The sequence below is a fragment of the Flagellimonas oceani genome (assembly GCF_011068285.1).
GTDB classification, from domain to species: domain Bacteria; phylum Bacteroidota; class Bacteroidia; order Flavobacteriales; family Flavobacteriaceae; genus Flagellimonas; species Flagellimonas oceani.
The window spans coordinates 2,135,006-2,151,438 of sequence record NZ_CP049616.1 but is presented as its reverse complement, the minus strand read 5'-3'; the positions used below and the strand labels follow the sequence as shown (position 1 = coordinate 2,151,438).

Sequence of the window (16,433 nt, the reverse complement as noted above, 5' to 3'; positions counted from 1 at the left end):
ATGGAGAAAACCATTTTAAAAGATTATGATAGCGCAACATCGGCACTCGTTAAGCTACTTTCCTCACTGACCGATGCAGAACTCAATCGCAAACCGTCAGAAAATGGTTGGACGGCCGGGCAGATTGGCGATCATCTGTGTAAATCGTATAACGTATCCCATATTTTGATGGGAAAGGTTAGGGAAACCCGGCGACCACCGGACCAAAAATTGGGAGAGATACGGGAACTCTTTTTAAATTTTGATATAAAAATGGATTCCCCCAAAGCAGTGCTACCTGCCAATGGGCCTATTGACAAGGAAAACCTTTTGGGCCGTTTACAGCAAAAAATTCAATGGGTGAACAAAAACTGTAAGGATATGGACCTATCAAAAACCTGTTTGGATTTTGAAATCCCGGAATACGGCCCGTTTACCCGTCTCGAGTGGATTGGCTTTAACACGGTGCATACCCGCCGCCATGTCCATCAACTTGAGCAAACCATTAAAATATTAAAAAATGACACCTAAAAGAATTTGGGCCAACCTTGGCGTAGAAAATGTGGAACGGACGCAGGAGTTTTATCGGGCACTGGGAATTAAACAAAATGGAGTTCCTACAAAGGATTTGGTAAGCTTTCTGTTTGGCGAGGATGATTTTGTGATTCACTTTTTTGAGAAGGAAAAACTGAAAACAAGTCTTGAGGGAGAAATGGCCGATCTGAGCCGGGGCAACGAAATTATGTTTACCCTTTCCGCAGAGAGCAAGGATGAGATTCACGATTGGTTGGATAAAGTGAAAAAGATAGGAGGGAGCGTTCGGTACGACCCCAGAAAAGACAGCAAAAAGTTCTACGACGAAAACGGTTTTTACGTTGGTGTTTTTGCCGATTTGGATGGACATTTATTCAACTTATTTTGTAATTTAAATAAATAACCTGTTAAAATTCAGAACAATAATGGAAATTCAGAAGTTTAAAATAACTATTGAGGCAGCGCCTGAAATAGTTTGGAAAATACTTTGGAACGATAATACCTACCGGCAGTGGGCGGCCGTTTTTGCAGAAGGCTCCATGGCCAAAACGGATTGGAAGGAGGGGAGCAAAGCCTATTTTATAGGTCCGGACGGGAGAGGGATGGTGAGCCGTATCAAAAAAAATGTTCTCAACCAACGAATGACCATCGAACATTTGGGAGTGGTAGAGGGCGGCATCGAAAATTTTGAAAGCAAAGAGGCCAAAAAGTGGGCCGGTGCCGGGGAAGAATATACTTTGGAAGAAATCGATGGCAGTACCCAACTTCGGGTAGAAATGGAAATGTTGGAGGAGTACAAGGATCTTTTTGAAGAAGCATGGCCCAAAGCTTTAGAAAAAATTAAAGAACTGGCCGAATCATTACCATAAATGCACATTTCATATTAACCTTATAAAACCTAAACAATGAAAGTAAACCCTTATTTAAATTTTAACGGAAATGCCGAGGAAGCCTTTAATTTTTACAAATCGGTATTTGGTGGAGATTTTACGGCAGTCATGAAAATGAGCGATGCACCGGACAGTGATAAAATACCAGCGAAAGAAAAGGACCGCATCATGCATATCTCACTACCTATTTCCGAGGACATCACATTAATGGCGTCGGATATTCTGCCCTCCATGGGCCATTCCCTGAACAATGGTAACAATGTTTACTTGTCCTTGCATCCAAATAGTAAAGAAGAAGCTGACCGTTTGTTCAATGGACTTTCCCAAAATGGTCATATAGAAATGCCCATGGCCGATCAATTTTGGGGAGATTACTTCGGAAGTTTCGTGGATCGGTTCGGTGTTCATTGGATGATCAATTATAATCCTGAATTTTAGTAATCTTTCAAAATTTACAGAAACCGCTATGCACAACAGCTTTATCGAGCAATCTACAAAAACAGTGGAAGTGTTTTCTACCTCGGTGACATCGATTGAAAAAGGGGAATTTCTTTTGGACAGGCTCCAAAAGGAATTCCCTTACTATGAAATTAATTTCGACCTCGAGGATTGCGACAATATCCTAAGAGTGGAAAACGTTGGGGGAAATTTGGATTCAGCACGGATCATCTCGTTTATGGAAAAATACGGGGAAAAAATCAGAATATTATGAGTTTTCGGGCTTTCGGATAAACCAACTATCCAAAGAAAGAGCGCGAATGGAACAAGAAAAAAGAATATTGCATACATTTACACCTAAATAAGTTCTTTACTTAATTTCTTTATCAAAACGATAGAGGTTCTCGACAAGTGTCGGGATTAAAAGGGAATCGTGTGTAAATCACGAGCTGACGCGCAACTGTAAGTCCGATTCCATTTTGGGATAGTACGTTTTTGCCAAGTGTGCCATTGTCCACTGATACAGGGGATGAGAAGGCGGCAAAGATCGGACAAGCCAGGATACCTGCCTAGATCGTTCCTACTTTGTAGGATTTTGACGGTGCCTTCGCGTAAAGGGCAGGTCGAACGTTTGAAATTTACCCGGAACCTTGGGCAAATTCCATTCCCGTTCTTCTTGTTTGAGGCATTGCGAAGTTGAGCTAAGGAGCTTTTATCTAATTGTTCAATTTTATAAAAGCTTTAGCAATGAAAACAAGCAATTTGGGCTACCCAAGAATTGGGGCCCACCGTGAGCTGAAAAGGGCTTGCGAAAAGTATTGGTCCAACAAAATCTCTTTGGAAGACCTTGTCGAAACCGGTAAAAGCATACGTGCGGAAAACTGGAAGCTTCAACAAGAGAAAGGAATCGACCTTGTTCCATCCAACGATTTTTCCTTCTACGATCAAGTTTTGGATACCACGTTAATGGTCGGGGCCATCCCAGAGCGTTACAAAAACGTTCAGAAGTCAAGCAAAAACCTTTTGGACCTATATTTTGCAATGGCAAGGGGGTTGCAAAAGGATGGAGTGGATGTCATCGCCATGGAAATGACCAAATGGTTCGATACCAACTACCATTACATTGTTCCTGAATTTATAAAAGACCAAGAATTTGAGTGGGTTTCGCAAAAAGTGGTAGAGGAGTTCAAAGAAGCCAAAAATTTGGGCATACACACCAAACCAGTACTCCTAGGCCCCGTGACTTATCTATTATTGGGCAAGGAAAAGGAGGAGGGCTTTCATCGGCTCGACCTTTTACAGAAATTGATTCCCGTCTATCATTCTATTTTGAAAGAGCTGTTGGATGCAGGTGCAACTTGGGTCCAGTTTGATGAACCTATACTTTCTACTGATCTTTCAAGTAAAGAACAGGAAGCCATTGGCATAGTTTATAACGGAATAGCAGAATCATTTCCAAACCTAAAAATCCTATTGGCCAGTTATTTTGGCGACTATGGCGATAATCTGGATACCGTCCTAGATCTGCCAGTTTGTGCCCTTCATTTGGATTTGAAACGGGGACAGGGTCAGTTGGATAACGTTTTGGAATCGGAAAAGCTCAAAGAAAACACATCCTTGTCCTTAGGGGTTGTTGATGGACGCAATGTCTGGAAGAATGATTTTGAAACTTCATTGCAGTTCATTCAGAAAGCCAAAGAAAAATTGGGCGAAGAACGTATCATTGTTTCTCCGTCCTGCTCCTTGCTTCATGTTCCCTATGATCTAGAGCTTGAAGAAAACGAAAGGATACTCTCAGCCGAAATAAAGGATTGGATGGCATTTGCCAAACAGAAACTGGAGGAGCTTCAAAGTTTGAAAATACTGGCAAAAAGTCCCGACTACAGATCCCAAAAGCTCTTTTTGGACAATGCCGCTTCGATGGAAAGGAGAGGCGGTTCCAAGTTGATCCATAAACCTAAAGTAAAACACCGACTGGAACAGTTGGAGAAAAAAGACTATTACAGAGAATCGCCATTTGCCAAAAGAAAGATCCTTCAGGAAGAGCATTTAAAATTGCCACTATTTCCTACCACTACCATTGGTTCGTTTCCGCAGACCCAAGAGGTAAGGCGAAATAGGTCGATGTTTAAAAAAGGAGAACTTCAAGAGCGGGAATATGTGGGTTTTTTGATGGAAAAAACAACCGAGACCATTCGTTTACAGGAAGAAATAGGTCTCGATGTTCCCGTGCACGGAGAATTTGAGCGTAACGATATGGTGGAATACTTTGGGGAGCAATTGGAAGGTTTCACCTTTACCCAGAACGGTTGGGTACAGAGTTATGGTTCGCGCTGTGTAAAACCACCGATCATCTACGGGGATGTTTCAAGACCTGTTCCCATGACGGTATTTTGGACCTCGTTTGCACAATCGTTGACCGATAAACCGGTAAAGGGAATGCTCACGGGACCGGTAACCATTTTGCAATGGTCGTTTGTTCGGGACGATCAGGCACGCTCCGCGACCTGCGAGCAAATTGCATTGGCCATTTTGGACGAAGTACTGGATCTGGAAAAGGAAGGTATCAGTATTATCCAAGTAGATGAACCTGCAATTCGCGAAGGGCTGCCCCTGCGTAAAAAGGACTGGGGAAGGTATTTGGACTGGGCGATTGGAGCCTTTAAACTGTCCACGAGCGGTGTGAAGGATTCCACCCAGATTCATACCCATATGTGTTACTCTGAGTTCAACGACATTATCCAGAGCATTGCGGACATGGATGCCGATGTGATAACCATAGAGTGTTCCCGTTCCCAGATGGAACTGTTGGATGCTTTTTACGAGTTTGATTATCCCAACGATATAGGCCCGGGAGTGTACGATATTCATTCGCCAAGGGTTCCGTCCGAAGAGGAGATTGTCAAACTATTACAAAAAGCAGAACATGTACTGCCAGCATCCAAATTGTGGGTAAACCCGGATTGTGGGCTAAAAACCAGAGGTTGGGAGGAAACCATAAACGCCTTAAAGGTAATGGTCTCCGCAGCACAGCAGATGAGAGAAACTGTTGGCCAGCCATCAAATTAAAACTGATCGGGGCCGATCTGGTATCGGCCCCTTAAACAAAAAGAATATGGTAAACGAAAGTAACATCCGCATTTCACCATTGCTCAGTTTCGATTTTTATCTCGAAAACTATCACAAGTTGATGGGGCAGCTTAGAAAGGAATTTGAACTAAAGCAGATGAGATCAATATTGAGAAATAATATTGGCGACAACATTCAGCATATTATAAAAACCGAGGATTACGAAGCTTTGGTCATTACCGACCTGAATCAGGCCATAGTCTGGGTAAATGATGGTTTTACAGAAATGACAGGCTACCATAAAAACTATGCACTGGGCAAAAAACCTAGTTTTCTTCAAGGAGAAAAGACATCGGAAGCAACCAAACAGAAAATTAGGGAAAAGCTCAAAACCGAACACGGCTATGAGGGCTCCATACTAAATTATAGAAAGAATGGAGAGGCCTACCGGTGCCGAATAAAAATAATCCCATTGTATGATTCCAAAAAACAGCTGACCCATTTTATTGCGTTGGAGCGGGAATTGTTGGCCGCTTAAAAAAGAAAATTAATTTGCCCGATCTTCTTAATATTTCTGCCATCCTGTTTTATCTTTGCCCTACTAAATAATCGCTTTCGTTGACGAACCGCAGTCTCCCCATACTATTCACACTTTTATATGTAATGGCCATGTTACGGCCCGTTATGCCCGTGTTCGAATATGTGGTGAACCAAGATTATATTGCGGAATACCTTTGCGTGAACAAGGACAAGCCCATGCTGGATTGTAACGGAAAGTGTTATTTGGCCAAAATGTTACAAGAGGAACAGGACGAGAAAAGGCAAAATTTGCCATCCATTAATTTAGAGGAATATCCAATCGGTTTTGTGAACATCCTTTTCTGTGATTTTGTGGAAATTATATCGGAAACGAACAAGTTGCCCGAATTTATACAGAGTGATCCCGGGCAGTTCGCTCAATCTGTTTTTCACCCGCCCAACTGTTGATTCAAATTTTATTGGTTCTAAGGCTATTTCCCATTTTGGGATCATAGTCCTATGCAAAGTATTTGGTGATGTTCATACCGTGCACCATCCGATGCTGCGCAATTAATTTTAACAGGAAATCCAAACCATTATAAAGGATTTCCCATAACCTTAATATTTGAATTAAAAATGAAATCATTATATAAATTATCCATCTTACCGTTCTTATTTGTTTTTGTAATCTCTTGTAGTGATGATGACTCTTCCGGAGACGAACTAACGGGATCGGGAATGGTTAAAATCGAATTTGACAACAGCGTTGCCGGGGATGACCTTATTTTGGGCTCTTCGTACACCAACTCCCAAAATGAGACCCTGACCATAGACCGTCTCAATTACATTGTGGGCAATTTTAGGCTCACCGATGCCCAAGGGAACGTATTTACCTATCCCAAGGACCAAGGCTATTTTATAACCAGCGAGGAAACAGGAAATACCGAAGTGGTTTTGATGGATGTCCCTGCCGGCAGATATACCACTATGACCTTTGGTATAGGTGTGGACCAAGAAAAATACCTTTTGGGGGCCGAAGGCCAAGGCGATTTGTTGACAGAGGCAGAAAGCACCAACATGATGTGGTCTTGGCAAGCAGGCTATAAATTTTTGAACTTTGAAGGCTCTTTTACCTCTACGACCGTAACCGAGGCCACAGATTTTAAAATCCATATGGGAAGCCACGGTTCCAGTTTGGACAACTATAAGGAGACTACCTTAAGTTTGGGCACCGAAGCTTTGGTAAGCGATGACATGACCCCAATTATTCATCTTGTTGTCAATGCAGGCAATATTTTGGACGGGGACAACAAAATATCGCTAACAGAACAGGCCGTGATTATGGTGAGTGAGGAAAAATCACCAAAAATCGCTGTGAATACTTCAAATATGTTCAGTGTGGACCATGTTCACAATGGAGATGGAAGCTCACATTAAAAGATACTTTGGGCCGTCCTTTTATGGACGGCCCATAAATCAAAAAGTATGAAAACAAAGTATCTTTTTTGGGCAATACCACTTTTGATGCTGGGAGCCTGTAATAACGACAATGGGGAGTATATCGACATTGAGGATAACGAGCGTTTGTCCGTTACCTTACCTGCCAATTTTCCGCCCATGGTGTACAATGTGGAAGAAAACCCACCGACCAAATATGGCTTTGAGCTGGGCAAAAAGTTGTTCTACGACGGAAAACTGTCCGCGAATGGTTTTATATCATGCGGCTTCTGTCATGAGCAACGATTCTCCTTTACGCACCATGGCCATCAATTCAGTCACGGTATAGACGACAAAGAGGGGACAAGGAACACGCCCTCGATAGCCAACATGGCCTTTTTCTCCGAATTTGCTTGGGACGGGGCAACCAGTCATTTGGACCTATTTCCCATAATTCCCATTACAAACGAAGTGGAAATGGGTGAGACCATGACGAGCGTATTGGAAAAATTAAGGGCGGATAGTCAGTATCAAAAGGAGTTCGAAGCAGCCTTTGAAGAAGGGGGCGTCAACCACGAAAACTTTTTGAAGGCCATTGCCCAATTTATGGTGATGATGGTTTCCTATAACTCCAAATATGACAAATATGTGCGAAACGAAGATGGTGTCACCTTAACGGAGCAAGAACTCCAAGGAATGCATGTTTTTCAGGAAAAATGTGCAAGCTGCCATACCACGGACCTTTTTTCCGATGGAAGTTTTAGGAACAATGGGCTTCCTCCAAATTCGAGCCTGAACGATATTGGACGCGCCGAAGTAAGCGGCAGCACCAACGATACGTATAAGTTTAAGGTGCCCAGTCTCAGGAATGTGGCCCTTACCGCACCCTACATGCACGATGGCAGGTTCGGGAGTTTGGAATCTGTGCTGAATTTTTATCAGAACGGCGTACAGGACTCGCCTACTTTGGACCCCTTGCTCAAAACTGAAGAAGGTCTTGGAATCTCCCTTGACGATACCGAAAAACTGGCCTTGATCGCATTTTTGGGCACACTCACCGATGAAGAATTTATTAATGACGAACGTTTCGCCGAATACTGATTTTATGAAAACATATATAACAGCAGCTTTACTGATTATGATGGGCATTTATACAATGCAAGCAAGCGAGATGCCCATAAAACTTTGTTACCGGACCGTTTCATACACCTCAATGGAATTTGATGATTTCTGCGATGTTTGCGGTTGTAGTGGCAATGGCGGAAGTATGGGGTTTGGCACCGGGCTCAACAACAATTTTATAGGGCTTCGGTACATTGGACAACGCTATAGGTCACGCGATGGAATCTTTTCCAATTCGCCGTGGATTGATGAAAATTTCAATACCATACAATTATGGACACAAATCCCGGTTGGAAAAAGGTTGATCATCAATGCGGTGATGCCCTATCAATTCCATTCCAGGGAATTTTCGGACAATACGGAGCAGCATATCAACGGATTGGGGGATGCCACTGTCCTGGGGTTTTATCAAATCCTAAAACAAACACCGGACAGTATCATTTCTATTGAACCACAGCACACTTTACAATTGGGAGGAGGCATAAAAATGCCGACCGGTAAGTTCGATGAAGAAAACCTCGAAGGAAGTGTCAACCCAAGTTTTCAGTTGGGCACAGGGAGCTGGGACTATGTTTTGGGGGCCAATTACGGCGTTACCCATCGTAATTGGGGTCTTTCTGCCATGGTCAACTACACCATCAAAACCAAAAATGATAAAGAATATAGGTTCGGAAACCAGTTCAACTATGCGCTAAATGCCTATAAAACCTATTATTTGGGAACCAATTTCGCTTTAACGCCCCAGGCTGGAATTGGTGGGGAACATTTTGAGAAAAACAAGGAGTTTGGGTTTGAAGTGAACGACACAGGCGGAAATGCCCTTTTCAGTAGGTTGGGGGTTGAGGTAAATTACAGACAATATGCCTTGGGGCTGTCTTCGATGCTGCCCGTTGCCCAAGATTTGAACAATGGTAAGGTTGAGGTAAAGAGTAGATTTTCGGTCTATTTGAATATCAACATTTAATACATACAGAGTGCCGGGAAGCATTTTGTTTCTTGGTACTCTTTTGATAATTAACACCCCAGTGGGTTTATGTGAAACTACTATTGATTAACCTCCTTATTTAGCCCGTAATTAATATCTTTGTTCAACATGGGGTGCCCCCTTTAGGGCTGAGATCATACCCGGAAGTCGAGTACTTCGCACCTGATCCAGGTAATGCTGGCGTAGGGATTTAGGCAAGTTTGCCCGTATTCCAATTTGGGTACCCATGATTTTAAATATAGGTTACTTAAAAAAATGGAATACTTTTCTCAACTCGTGGTTTTACAATGGATCGGAACCCTTTTTGGGGTGGTTCAGGTGTTATTGGCCAGACAGAACAATATCCACAATTACCTTTTCGGCATTGTTGCCATTCTCATCAGTGTCTGGGTGCTCTATCAATCCCAATTATATGCCGATATTTTGCTCAATATGTATTATCTGGTCATGAGTATTTATGGTTGGTTTTATTGGAAGATGGGCAAACAAAAACAAGAAGCCCCCATCTCTTACTCTACCAAAAAGGAGCATGGCATAGCTGCGGGCATTGTACTGGGCTGTTTTATTTTGATGGCCTATTGGCTAGGGCAACATACAGATTCCGATGTGCCATATTGGGATGCCGTGGTCTGTGCCTTTGCATGGGCCGGTATGTGGTTGATGGCCAAACGAAAAATAGAGAATTGGGTATATCTGAACATCAGCAATATTATATCCATACCCTTGCTCATTTATAAAGAACTTTACATTTATGCCGGCTTGACCGCTTTTTTGTTCACCGTTGCAATTTCGGGGTATATCAAATGGAAAAAAATAATAGACAACAATAACAGCGAGGCCTATGCAGGAGCCTGATGAATTGGATTTCAGCAAGTCGATTTTCAGCGATGAAGTTTTAGCGTGGATCGCGAAGGAAAACCTCTGGAATATTTGGGTGCCCCAATGTTTTGGAGGACTGGAAATGTCCTTTTCCGAAGGTCTGGAAAAACTGCGGTCGCTCGCCAAAATGGATGGCAGCCTGGGCTGGACCGTTACCCTGTGCAGCGGAGCCAACTTTTTCGTGGGCAATTTACAGAAAAGCGTGGCCGACGATATTTTTACGAACCCCGAACGTCCCGTTTGCTTTGGAGGAAGCGGCGGAGTTTTTGGAACCGCTGAAAGGGACGGGGACGGTTACATTATTTCAGGAACTTGGAAATATGCAACTGGGGCACCTTACCTTACCCATTTTACCTTGAATGCAAAAATTCAGGAAAATGGTAAGGATATTGTTCAAAAAGATGGTACGCCAATGGTGCGCTCCTTTGTGCTGAAAAAAAATCAAGTGGAAATTATACCGGATTGGGAAACCATGGGGTTAAAGGCAACTGCAACGGAATCATTTAAAGTAGAAAAGCAGTGGGTTCACGAAAAGTATAGTTTTGTTTACAATGAAGTGCATCGGCCGCACCCAATTTTCAAGGTGCATTTCTCCATTTTTGCAGACCTCACATTATGGGTCAACTATGTGGGAATGGCCGAACATTTTCTGGAAGAGTCAAAAAAAATAAGCGGTTCCACAGAACCTATCCGCCAATTGCTGGCCCAAGTCGAAATAGCTGGTTCATTGTTGATGGGATATGCAGCACAAATAGAAAAAAATGTAGCACAAGGCGATACATTTTCCGAAAAATTCATAAATAAAGTGCACGATGAAGCCTCAAAATCCGTAAAACTGCTTTCACAGGCGATTTTGGGCACATACCCAAGTCTGGGGATTTTGGCAAGCACGGAAAGTCATGTGCTCAATCAGATATTCAGGGACTATTTTACAGCGACACAGCACCATATTTTTAGGAAGGGAACAACATCAACAAGAATTTTAAAGGACATAAATTAGCTATAGGATGGCGCAACGGATTGAAAATCCTTCATCTTATGCGTAAAGTGACCTATGAAAAAGTTAATCTCAAGTTTACTCATCACCCTATTATTGGGTCCATTGTTGGCATGTAATAATGATGACAATGGCAATATGGGCCCAAGAAACAATTCAATTTTAGGGAAATGGAAATTGACGGCGGCTTATATTAGCTCGGGCGGACCACAATATTGGGTAGATGTCGAAGATGGGGAGGAGATAGAATTCCTTTCCGATGGCAGTTTCACTTCTACCAATTATCCGGAATGCACCGAAGACGGGTATGTCCTCGATGGAGAAAGTCTGGCACTACATTATGATTGTGAGGATATGGAGCTGGTCGCCGAAAACGAAGAGGGTGTGATCACCTTTAGGATAGAATTCAAGAATGATGGATTCCTATTATCACCCACCAGTGTAATCTGTATCGAGGGTTGCAGTTACAAATATGAAAGGATGGATTAATGGTCGTTTTTGGTTGTAGAATCCGCAAATAACCATGTTCTCAATCATAAAGCCCGTAATTCCGGTGCCATACCATTTCAGATTGACTAGGTATTTAGTAGATTTGGCAATAAACCAACTTCTAACTAGCTCATGAGATTAAAGCAGCGTACCTTTTACTTCCTTTTTACATTTTTTTTAAGTTGTGCCATCTTCGCACAAGATTTCGAAGCCTTAAAATACAGGACCATTGGCCCTGCAAGGGGCGGTAGGGTAACCACCGTTACGGGAACGGCCATGTTGCCGGGTACTTTTTATTTTGGCGCGACCGGTGCCGGTGTCTGGAAAACCGAAGACTACGGGACCAGTTGGCACAATGTTTCCGATGGATTTTTTAAAACGCCTTCCATTGGGGCGATAGAGATTGCGGCCAACGATCCCAACATTGTTTATGTAGGTACTGGGTCCGATGGTATCCGTAGCAACATCATCGAAGGCAAGGGAATGTACAAATCCATTGATGCCGGAAAAACATGGGAGCACATTGGATTGGAAAAAGCAGGGCAGATAGGTGCCGTGGAAATAGACCCTACGAACAGCAATATTGTTTGGGTGGCGGCCATTGGAAATGCGTTTAAGTCCAACGAGGAACGTGGTGTTTTTAAAACAACCGATGGTGGTGAAACTTGGGAAAAGGTACTCTATGTTTCCGACGAGACAGGATTTGCCGATTTGGAGTTGCTTCCGGGCAATCCCAACGTAGTGTATGCGGCTGCTTGGAAAGCACGTCGTACACCTTGGACCATTGATTCTGGCGGAAAAAACAGTGAAGGTGGCATCTATAAATCCGTAAATGGCGGAAAAGATTGGCAGAAATTGGAAGAAGGACTTCCTACGGGATTGATCGGAAAGATTGATTTGGCCGTTTCACCAGTGGATTCCAGAATATTATATGCCGTTATCGAGGCCCCAGGCGAGGATAGGGGGTTGTACAAATCTGTAGATCAGGGCAAATCCTTTGAGCATGTTTCAGATGATGAAAGATTGGTGAACCGACCATTTTACTATACCAATATTGAATTGGATCCTACTGATCCCGATATCGTTTACTCCAATGCCAATCCATTGATAAAATCCACCGATGGGGGAAAGACTTGGAGACGAATGAGCGTTCCCCACGGCGATAACCACGATATTTGGCTCAACCCAGATAATCCTGATTTATTGATCCAATGTAACGATGGTGGCGCCAATGTATCGCACAATGGCGGGGAAACATGGTCCACCCAGTATAACCAGCCTACGGCCGAGATTTACCAAGTTGCCGTAGATGACCAATACCCCTATTGGGTGTACGGTGCTCAGCAGGACAACACTACATTGGCCATACCAAGCATGTCTCCTACGGCTACATCCCCTGCGAACGGAAGTACAATGATGGATGTCGGTGGATGCGAAACAGGTCCTGTGATCCCAATGCCGGGCAATCATTATATCGTTTACAACAACTGCAAGGGACGCTTTAGCGTTTATAGCAAAAAAACAGGACAAAGTCGTGAGTATTCCATCGGAGCATCAAACATATATGGACATAATCCGAAGGATTTAAAATATAGATTCCAGCGAGTAGCACCCATCCATGTGTCACCGTTTGACCCGGAAGTGGTGTATATGGGGTCCCAATTCCTACACAGGACCAGTAACGGAGGAAAAAACTGGGAAATTATCTCTCCAGACCTTACCGCCAATGAACCGGACAAGCAGGTGATTTCTGGAAACCCGATTACAAGGGACATCACCGGAGAGGAATACTACAGTACGCTGTATTCCATCAGGGAATCAAAAATAAGCAAAGGTGTTATCTGGACAGGATCCAACGATGGCGTTATCTCCATCACAAAGGACGGAGGTGCCACTTGGAAGAACGTAACCCCCAAGAAATTGCCCAAAGGCGGAAGGATAGAGTCCGTGGAACCATCACAGTTCGACCCGGCAAAGGCCTACGTTGCGGTGGACCGTCACTTGTTGGGCGATACTACACCCTATCTTTACAAAACGGATAATTATGGTGAAAGTTGGGAATTGATTAGTACAGAATCCAACGGGATACCATCCGACCATACAACGAGGGTTTTACGGGAAGACCCAGCTCGCGAAGGATTGTTGTATGCGGGTACCGAGTACGGCATGTTCGTATCCTTCGATGACGGCGCAACTTGGGAGAAGTTCCAACAAAACCTTCCGGTGACCCCAATTACGGATATTGTACTTTTTCGTGGGGACTTAATTTTAAGTACCATGGGTCGTGGTTTTTGGATCTTGGACAATGTGACTCCCCTGCAAGATGAAAACATAACCAAATTGGGCGATACACCAGTGTTGTTCAAACCGGACGACACCTACAGATACCAGACTCCATGGGGCGGCGGCGACTTTCCGGAATACCCATCAACCAGTGTGATCATTGATTATTACCTGCCATCCGACGTAAAAGAGGGTGTCAGTCTTCAAATTATGGATGCGCAAGGCAAGGAAATCTCCACTATTGTGAGTGATTCTACCAAGTTGAGGGCTGCCACGGAAAAAGTGGAGGATATGAGCTTGAGCATGACATTTGTTTACATGAACGAAAAGTTGGAAACCAAAAAGGGAATCAACCGGTTTGAATGGAACTTGCAGCAAAAAGGGCCTTGGGACAAGAATGAACGAAGAAGATACAAGAACGGCCCCATGGTATTACCGGGCAAGTACACGGCAAAACTAACGGTCGGCGACCGATCTTTCGAGAAATCCTTTGAAGTGCTCATGGACCCCAAAGTCGAGGATGAAGGCATTTCCATGGCCGATTTGAAAGAGCAGCAGGAACTTCAGTTTAAAGTGATAGACCTGTTGTCCGAAGCACGGAAACTTCAGGACAAGGTTGAAAAGAAAATCAAAGAGCTGGAAAAATCAAAAGCGGGAGAGGACAAAATCCAACCTTACAAAGACATTTTAAAAGAGCTCAAAAACGATGAAGGTGCCTACCCCGAAGTGGTAATGGTCGCCCAAATATCCTATTTGTATTATATCGTGAGCGGTTCCGATAAAGAGCCGGGCCAAGAAGAAAAGGATAGATACCAAGAGTTGCTGGCCCAATTCAATGAGCTTAAGGGAAAGGCCAATTTATAATTCAAAAGCCCCTTTATAAGGGGCTTTTTCTTTTTATTGCAATTCTTCACACTGAAAACCTTTGTTGTGCAATAACGAGGAGATTATCGGTGCGTCCAAGTTCTTGCTCTCCACTCGAAGAATGTTGTCGCAATCCTCCAGATCAAAGTTCCAATGCCCATTGTTATGGACCAACCTGTTCAACCATGGACGAAGCTGTTTTACTTCACCTTCCTGTTTTACGGAAGTTTTAAATACATGGACGGTTATCATAATTTAATTGCGGTCATAAAAAAATGGGGGCTCAATATTTAGGGAACGAAGATACACATAGCCTTGGCCGCGGTGGTGAATCTCATTATCAATAAAATACAGGATAGATGATTGGACCGTTCCTTCATACTGCCCAAAAAGTTTGATGTGCTCCTGGTAACGTTCCAATGGAATCTGTGCCCATAATTTGATGATTTCCTCTGTGTCCTGGTCCCATTTCTTCAAAAAACCGGCCTTTGTGCTACCGTAGTCCCTGTGTTCGTCAAAGTCCTCGGTTTTGCCCGATACGATTTCCGTAAGTCCCGGAACGGCAATGGCCAAAAGTTCCTTTACCATTTCGGCAAAAGGCCGCATTCCGCCAATACTGTGTTCAAAGAACTCTTTTTCAGGAAAGGCTTCGATGAGCTTTCGAGTAAGTTTTCGGTGGCCCTGGTAATGCTCCAAAAATTGTACGGGTGTAATTACTTGGGCCGTTGTCTGTTCATTAATGGTCTTTTCCATAAGATGATGTTTAAAGGTTTATTGTTTCTGAAATCAAAAGTAAAACGGGGGAGTGACAGCCCCGTGTCAGCAGTAAAAATCAAAAACAAAAAAAGTTGTTGACAGGCAGTTGTCATAAGGCCGGCTTAGCTTTGGCGTTTTACAAATGATGAAAGATGAACAGGAACAAATCTCCCTTCCTTGGATTGAAATCCTATCTTTGGGAGATAGCTCATGCAATTATGGGAATGGATACCGTAAAACGTTTTGATAGAATAGTCGCCATTTTAATTCAGCTGCAGACCAAGCGCATTGTAAAGGCACAGGAACTCGCGGACCGGTTTGAGGTGAGCTTGCGTACCATTTACAGGGATATTCGCACCTTGGAGGCCTCGGGGGTCCCGATTGTAAGCGAAGCGGGAGTGGGTTACTCCATTATGGAAGGTTATCGTTTGCCCCCTGTGATGTTTACCCGCGAAGAGGCCGGAAGTTTTGTGGCCGCCGAAAAGCTCATGCAAAAATTTACCGATAAATCCCTGGGTGCTTATTATGAGTCGGCCATGTTCAAACTAAAATCGGTCTTGCGCGGAAAAGAGAAAGATTGGGTGGAAGCTTTGGAGTCTCAAGTATCCATAGTACCGGGACAGGTTCTGTTTAACGAAAAGGTACCCAATGCCCTTGAAATTTTGTTCGAGAGCATTGCAGAGCGGAAACAGGTATTTCTCAGGTATGAATCATTGCGGGAAGAGACCCCTTCGGAACGGTGGATTGAACCTGTCGGGCTTTTCAACGAAAACGGATTTTGGTACATTTTGGGCTATTGTCACTTACGGACCGATTACCGGCATTTTAGAACAGATAGAATCCATAAAATAGCAAGAACCTCGTTGGATTTTTTGTTGGAACATGGCACCATTGATGAGCACAGGAACAAAGAGCGGGAAGTAACAAAAACCAAGGTAAGAATATTGGTCGATAAGTCTGTGTCCAAGTATATCCGTGGCCAAAGCAAACACTATGGCCTAATTTTAGAGGAAGTCAAAGGAAAAGAAGTGGAAATGACCTTTATGACAACCGATCTGGAAAATGGCTTTGCACGTTGGTATCTGATGTTTGGGGATTATGCCAAGATCATTGAACCACAGGTATTACGGGAGCGTGTAATCGAAATATTGGTCAAAAGTCAGGAAAGATTAACCCCATGATTTTAAAGAGT

The 16,433-nt window shown here is 43.4% G+C and carries 18 protein-coding genes and 1 riboswitch; of the genes, 16 read left to right on the top strand and 2 right to left on the bottom strand.

The window, feature by feature from the left end:
* The 15 genes from GVT53_RS09900 (at window position 1) to GVT53_RS09830 (ending at window position 14,485) form a co-directional block, all read left to right on the top strand.
* On the top strand, window positions 1-510 hold the full coding sequence (locus GVT53_RS09900) for a DinB family protein (protein WP_166248505.1): 510 nt from the start codon (window positions 1-3) through the stop codon (window positions 508-510).
* Complete coding sequence (locus tag GVT53_RS09895; RefSeq protein ID WP_166248504.1) at window positions 500-916, top strand: VOC family protein; 417 nt, start codon at window positions 500-502, stop codon at window positions 914-916. The genes GVT53_RS09900 and GVT53_RS09895 overlap by 11 nt, the downstream gene beginning before the upstream one ends.
* Window positions 917-938: 22 nt before the next feature.
* Window positions 939-1,382, top strand: coding sequence for an SRPBCC family protein (locus GVT53_RS09890; RefSeq protein ID WP_166248503.1), 444 nt, complete (start codon window positions 939-941; stop codon window positions 1,380-1,382).
* Between the two features lie 36 nt (window positions 1,383-1,418).
* Window positions 1,419-1,841, top strand: coding sequence for a VOC family protein (locus GVT53_RS09885; RefSeq protein ID WP_166248502.1), 423 nt, complete (start codon window positions 1,419-1,421; stop codon window positions 1,839-1,841).
* A 28-nt stretch (window positions 1,842-1,869) separates the two neighbouring features.
* Window positions 1,870-2,115, top strand: a complete 246-nt coding sequence (locus GVT53_RS09880) for a hypothetical protein (protein WP_166248501.1) — start codon at window positions 1,870-1,872, stop codon at window positions 2,113-2,115.
* A gap of 107 nt (window positions 2,116-2,222) precedes the next feature.
* Window positions 2,223-2,428, top strand: a riboswitch (cobalamin riboswitch).
* 160 nt (window positions 2,429-2,588) lie between these two features.
* Entirely contained in the window at window positions 2,589-4,910 is a 2,322-nt protein-coding gene (gene metE, locus GVT53_RS09875) for a 5-methyltetrahydropteroyltriglutamate--homocysteine S-methyltransferase (protein ID WP_166248500.1), read from the top strand.
* 46 nt (window positions 4,911-4,956) lie between these two features.
* Window positions 4,957-5,448 (top strand): PAS domain-containing protein, encoded by a 492-nt coding sequence (locus GVT53_RS09870; RefSeq protein ID WP_166248499.1) that lies wholly within the window; start codon window positions 4,957-4,959, stop codon window positions 5,446-5,448.
* A gap of 80 nt (window positions 5,449-5,528) precedes the next feature.
* Window positions 5,529-5,897: a hypothetical protein gene (locus GVT53_RS21045; RefSeq protein ID WP_240905204.1), complete on the top strand. Its 369-nt coding sequence runs from the start codon at window positions 5,529-5,531 to the stop codon at window positions 5,895-5,897.
* Window positions 5,898-6,065: 168 nt separating this feature from the next.
* Window positions 6,066-6,866, top strand: coding sequence for an MbnP family protein (locus GVT53_RS09860; RefSeq protein WP_166248498.1), 801 nt, complete (start codon window positions 6,066-6,068; stop codon window positions 6,864-6,866).
* A 48-nt stretch (window positions 6,867-6,914) separates the two neighbouring features.
* Window positions 6,915-7,967, top strand: a complete 1,053-nt coding sequence (locus GVT53_RS09855; protein ID WP_166248497.1) for a cytochrome-c peroxidase — start codon at window positions 6,915-6,917, stop codon at window positions 7,965-7,967.
* A gap of 4 nt (window positions 7,968-7,971) precedes the next feature.
* Entirely contained in the window at window positions 7,972-8,952 is a 981-nt protein-coding gene (locus GVT53_RS09850; protein ID WP_166248496.1) for an autotransporter outer membrane beta-barrel domain-containing protein, read from the top strand.
* A gap of 276 nt (window positions 8,953-9,228) precedes the next feature.
* Window positions 9,229-9,828, top strand: coding sequence for a nicotinamide riboside transporter PnuC (gene pnuC, locus GVT53_RS09845; RefSeq protein WP_166248495.1), 600 nt, complete (start codon window positions 9,229-9,231; stop codon window positions 9,826-9,828).
* Complete coding sequence (locus GVT53_RS09840) at window positions 9,815-10,852, top strand: acyl-CoA dehydrogenase family protein (RefSeq protein WP_166248494.1); 1,038 nt, start codon at window positions 9,815-9,817, stop codon at window positions 10,850-10,852. Before pnuC ends, GVT53_RS09840 begins: the two co-directional genes overlap by 14 nt.
* Window positions 10,853-10,906: 54 nt before the next feature.
* Window positions 10,907-11,338, top strand: a complete 432-nt coding sequence (locus tag GVT53_RS09835) for a hypothetical protein (RefSeq protein ID WP_166248493.1) — start codon at window positions 10,907-10,909, stop codon at window positions 11,336-11,338.
* Window positions 11,339-11,470: 132 nt separating this feature from the next.
* Entirely contained in the window at window positions 11,471-14,485 is a 3,015-nt protein-coding gene (locus GVT53_RS09830) for a WD40/YVTN/BNR-like repeat-containing protein (RefSeq protein WP_166248492.1), read from the top strand.
* Window positions 14,486-14,518: 33 nt separating this feature from the next.
* Here GVT53_RS09830 and GVT53_RS09825 read toward each other — a convergent pair whose 3' ends face one another.
* Window positions 14,519-14,737, bottom strand: a complete 219-nt coding sequence (locus GVT53_RS09825; RefSeq protein ID WP_166248491.1) for a hypothetical protein — start codon at window positions 14,735-14,737, stop codon at window positions 14,519-14,521.
* Window positions 14,738-14,740: 3 nt separating this feature from the next.
* On the bottom strand, window positions 14,741-15,238 hold the full coding sequence (locus GVT53_RS09820) for a DinB family protein (RefSeq protein WP_166248490.1): 498 nt from the start codon (window positions 15,236-15,238) through the stop codon (window positions 14,741-14,743).
* Window positions 15,239-15,459: 221 nt separating this feature from the next.
* On the opposite strand from GVT53_RS09820, the gene GVT53_RS09815 reads away from it, so the two are divergent.
* Entirely contained in the window at window positions 15,460-16,422 is a 963-nt protein-coding gene (locus tag GVT53_RS09815) for a helix-turn-helix transcriptional regulator (protein WP_240905223.1), read from the top strand.
* Window positions 16,423-16,433 lie beyond the last annotated feature (11 nt).

Excerpts from the sequence above, each read along its gene's own strand:
- GVT53_RS09900 (WP_166248505.1), top strand. The coding sequence starts at position 1 with ATGGAGAAAACCATTTTAAAAGATTATGATAGCGCAACATCGGCACTC.
- GVT53_RS09890 (WP_166248503.1), top strand. The coding sequence starts at position 939 with ATGGAAATTCAGAAGTTTAAAATAACTATTGAGGCAGCGCCTGAAATA.
- GVT53_RS09885 (WP_166248502.1), top strand. The coding sequence starts at position 1,419 with ATGAAAGTAAACCCTTATTTAAATTTTAACGGAAATGCCGAGGAAGCC.
- GVT53_RS09855 (WP_166248497.1), top strand. The coding sequence starts at position 6,915 with ATGAAAACAAAGTATCTTTTTTGGGCAATACCACTTTTGATGCTGGGA.
- GVT53_RS09860 (WP_166248498.1), top strand. The coding sequence starts at position 6,066 with ATGAAATCATTATATAAATTATCCATCTTACCGTTCTTATTTGTTTTT.
- GVT53_RS09820 (WP_166248490.1), bottom strand. The coding sequence starts at position 15,238 with ATGGAAAAGACCATTAATGAACAGACAACGGCCCAAGTAATTACACCC.
- GVT53_RS09825 (WP_166248491.1), bottom strand. The coding sequence starts at position 14,737 with ATGATAACCGTCCATGTATTTAAAACTTCCGTAAAACAGGAAGGTGAA.
- GVT53_RS09830 (WP_166248492.1), top strand. The coding sequence starts at position 11,471 with ATGAGATTAAAGCAGCGTACCTTTTACTTCCTTTTTACATTTTTTTTA.
- GVT53_RS09895 (WP_166248504.1), top strand. The coding sequence starts at position 500 with ATGACACCTAAAAGAATTTGGGCCAACCTTGGCGTAGAAAATGTGGAA.
- GVT53_RS09815 (WP_240905223.1), top strand. The coding sequence starts at position 15,460 with ATGGGAATGGATACCGTAAAACGTTTTGATAGAATAGTCGCCATTTTA.
- GVT53_RS09850 (WP_166248496.1), top strand. The coding sequence starts at position 7,972 with ATGAAAACATATATAACAGCAGCTTTACTGATTATGATGGGCATTTAT.
- GVT53_RS09880 (WP_166248501.1), top strand. The coding sequence starts at position 1,870 with ATGCACAACAGCTTTATCGAGCAATCTACAAAAACAGTGGAAGTGTTT.
- pnuC (WP_166248495.1), top strand. The coding sequence starts at position 9,229 with ATGGAATACTTTTCTCAACTCGTGGTTTTACAATGGATCGGAACCCTT.
- GVT53_RS09835 (WP_166248493.1), top strand. The coding sequence starts at position 10,907 with ATGAAAAAGTTAATCTCAAGTTTACTCATCACCCTATTATTGGGTCCA.
- GVT53_RS09870 (WP_166248499.1), top strand. The coding sequence starts at position 4,957 with ATGGTAAACGAAAGTAACATCCGCATTTCACCATTGCTCAGTTTCGAT.
- GVT53_RS09840 (WP_166248494.1), top strand. The coding sequence starts at position 9,815 with ATGCAGGAGCCTGATGAATTGGATTTCAGCAAGTCGATTTTCAGCGAT.
- metE (WP_166248500.1), top strand. The coding sequence starts at position 2,589 with ATGAAAACAAGCAATTTGGGCTACCCAAGAATTGGGGCCCACCGTGAG.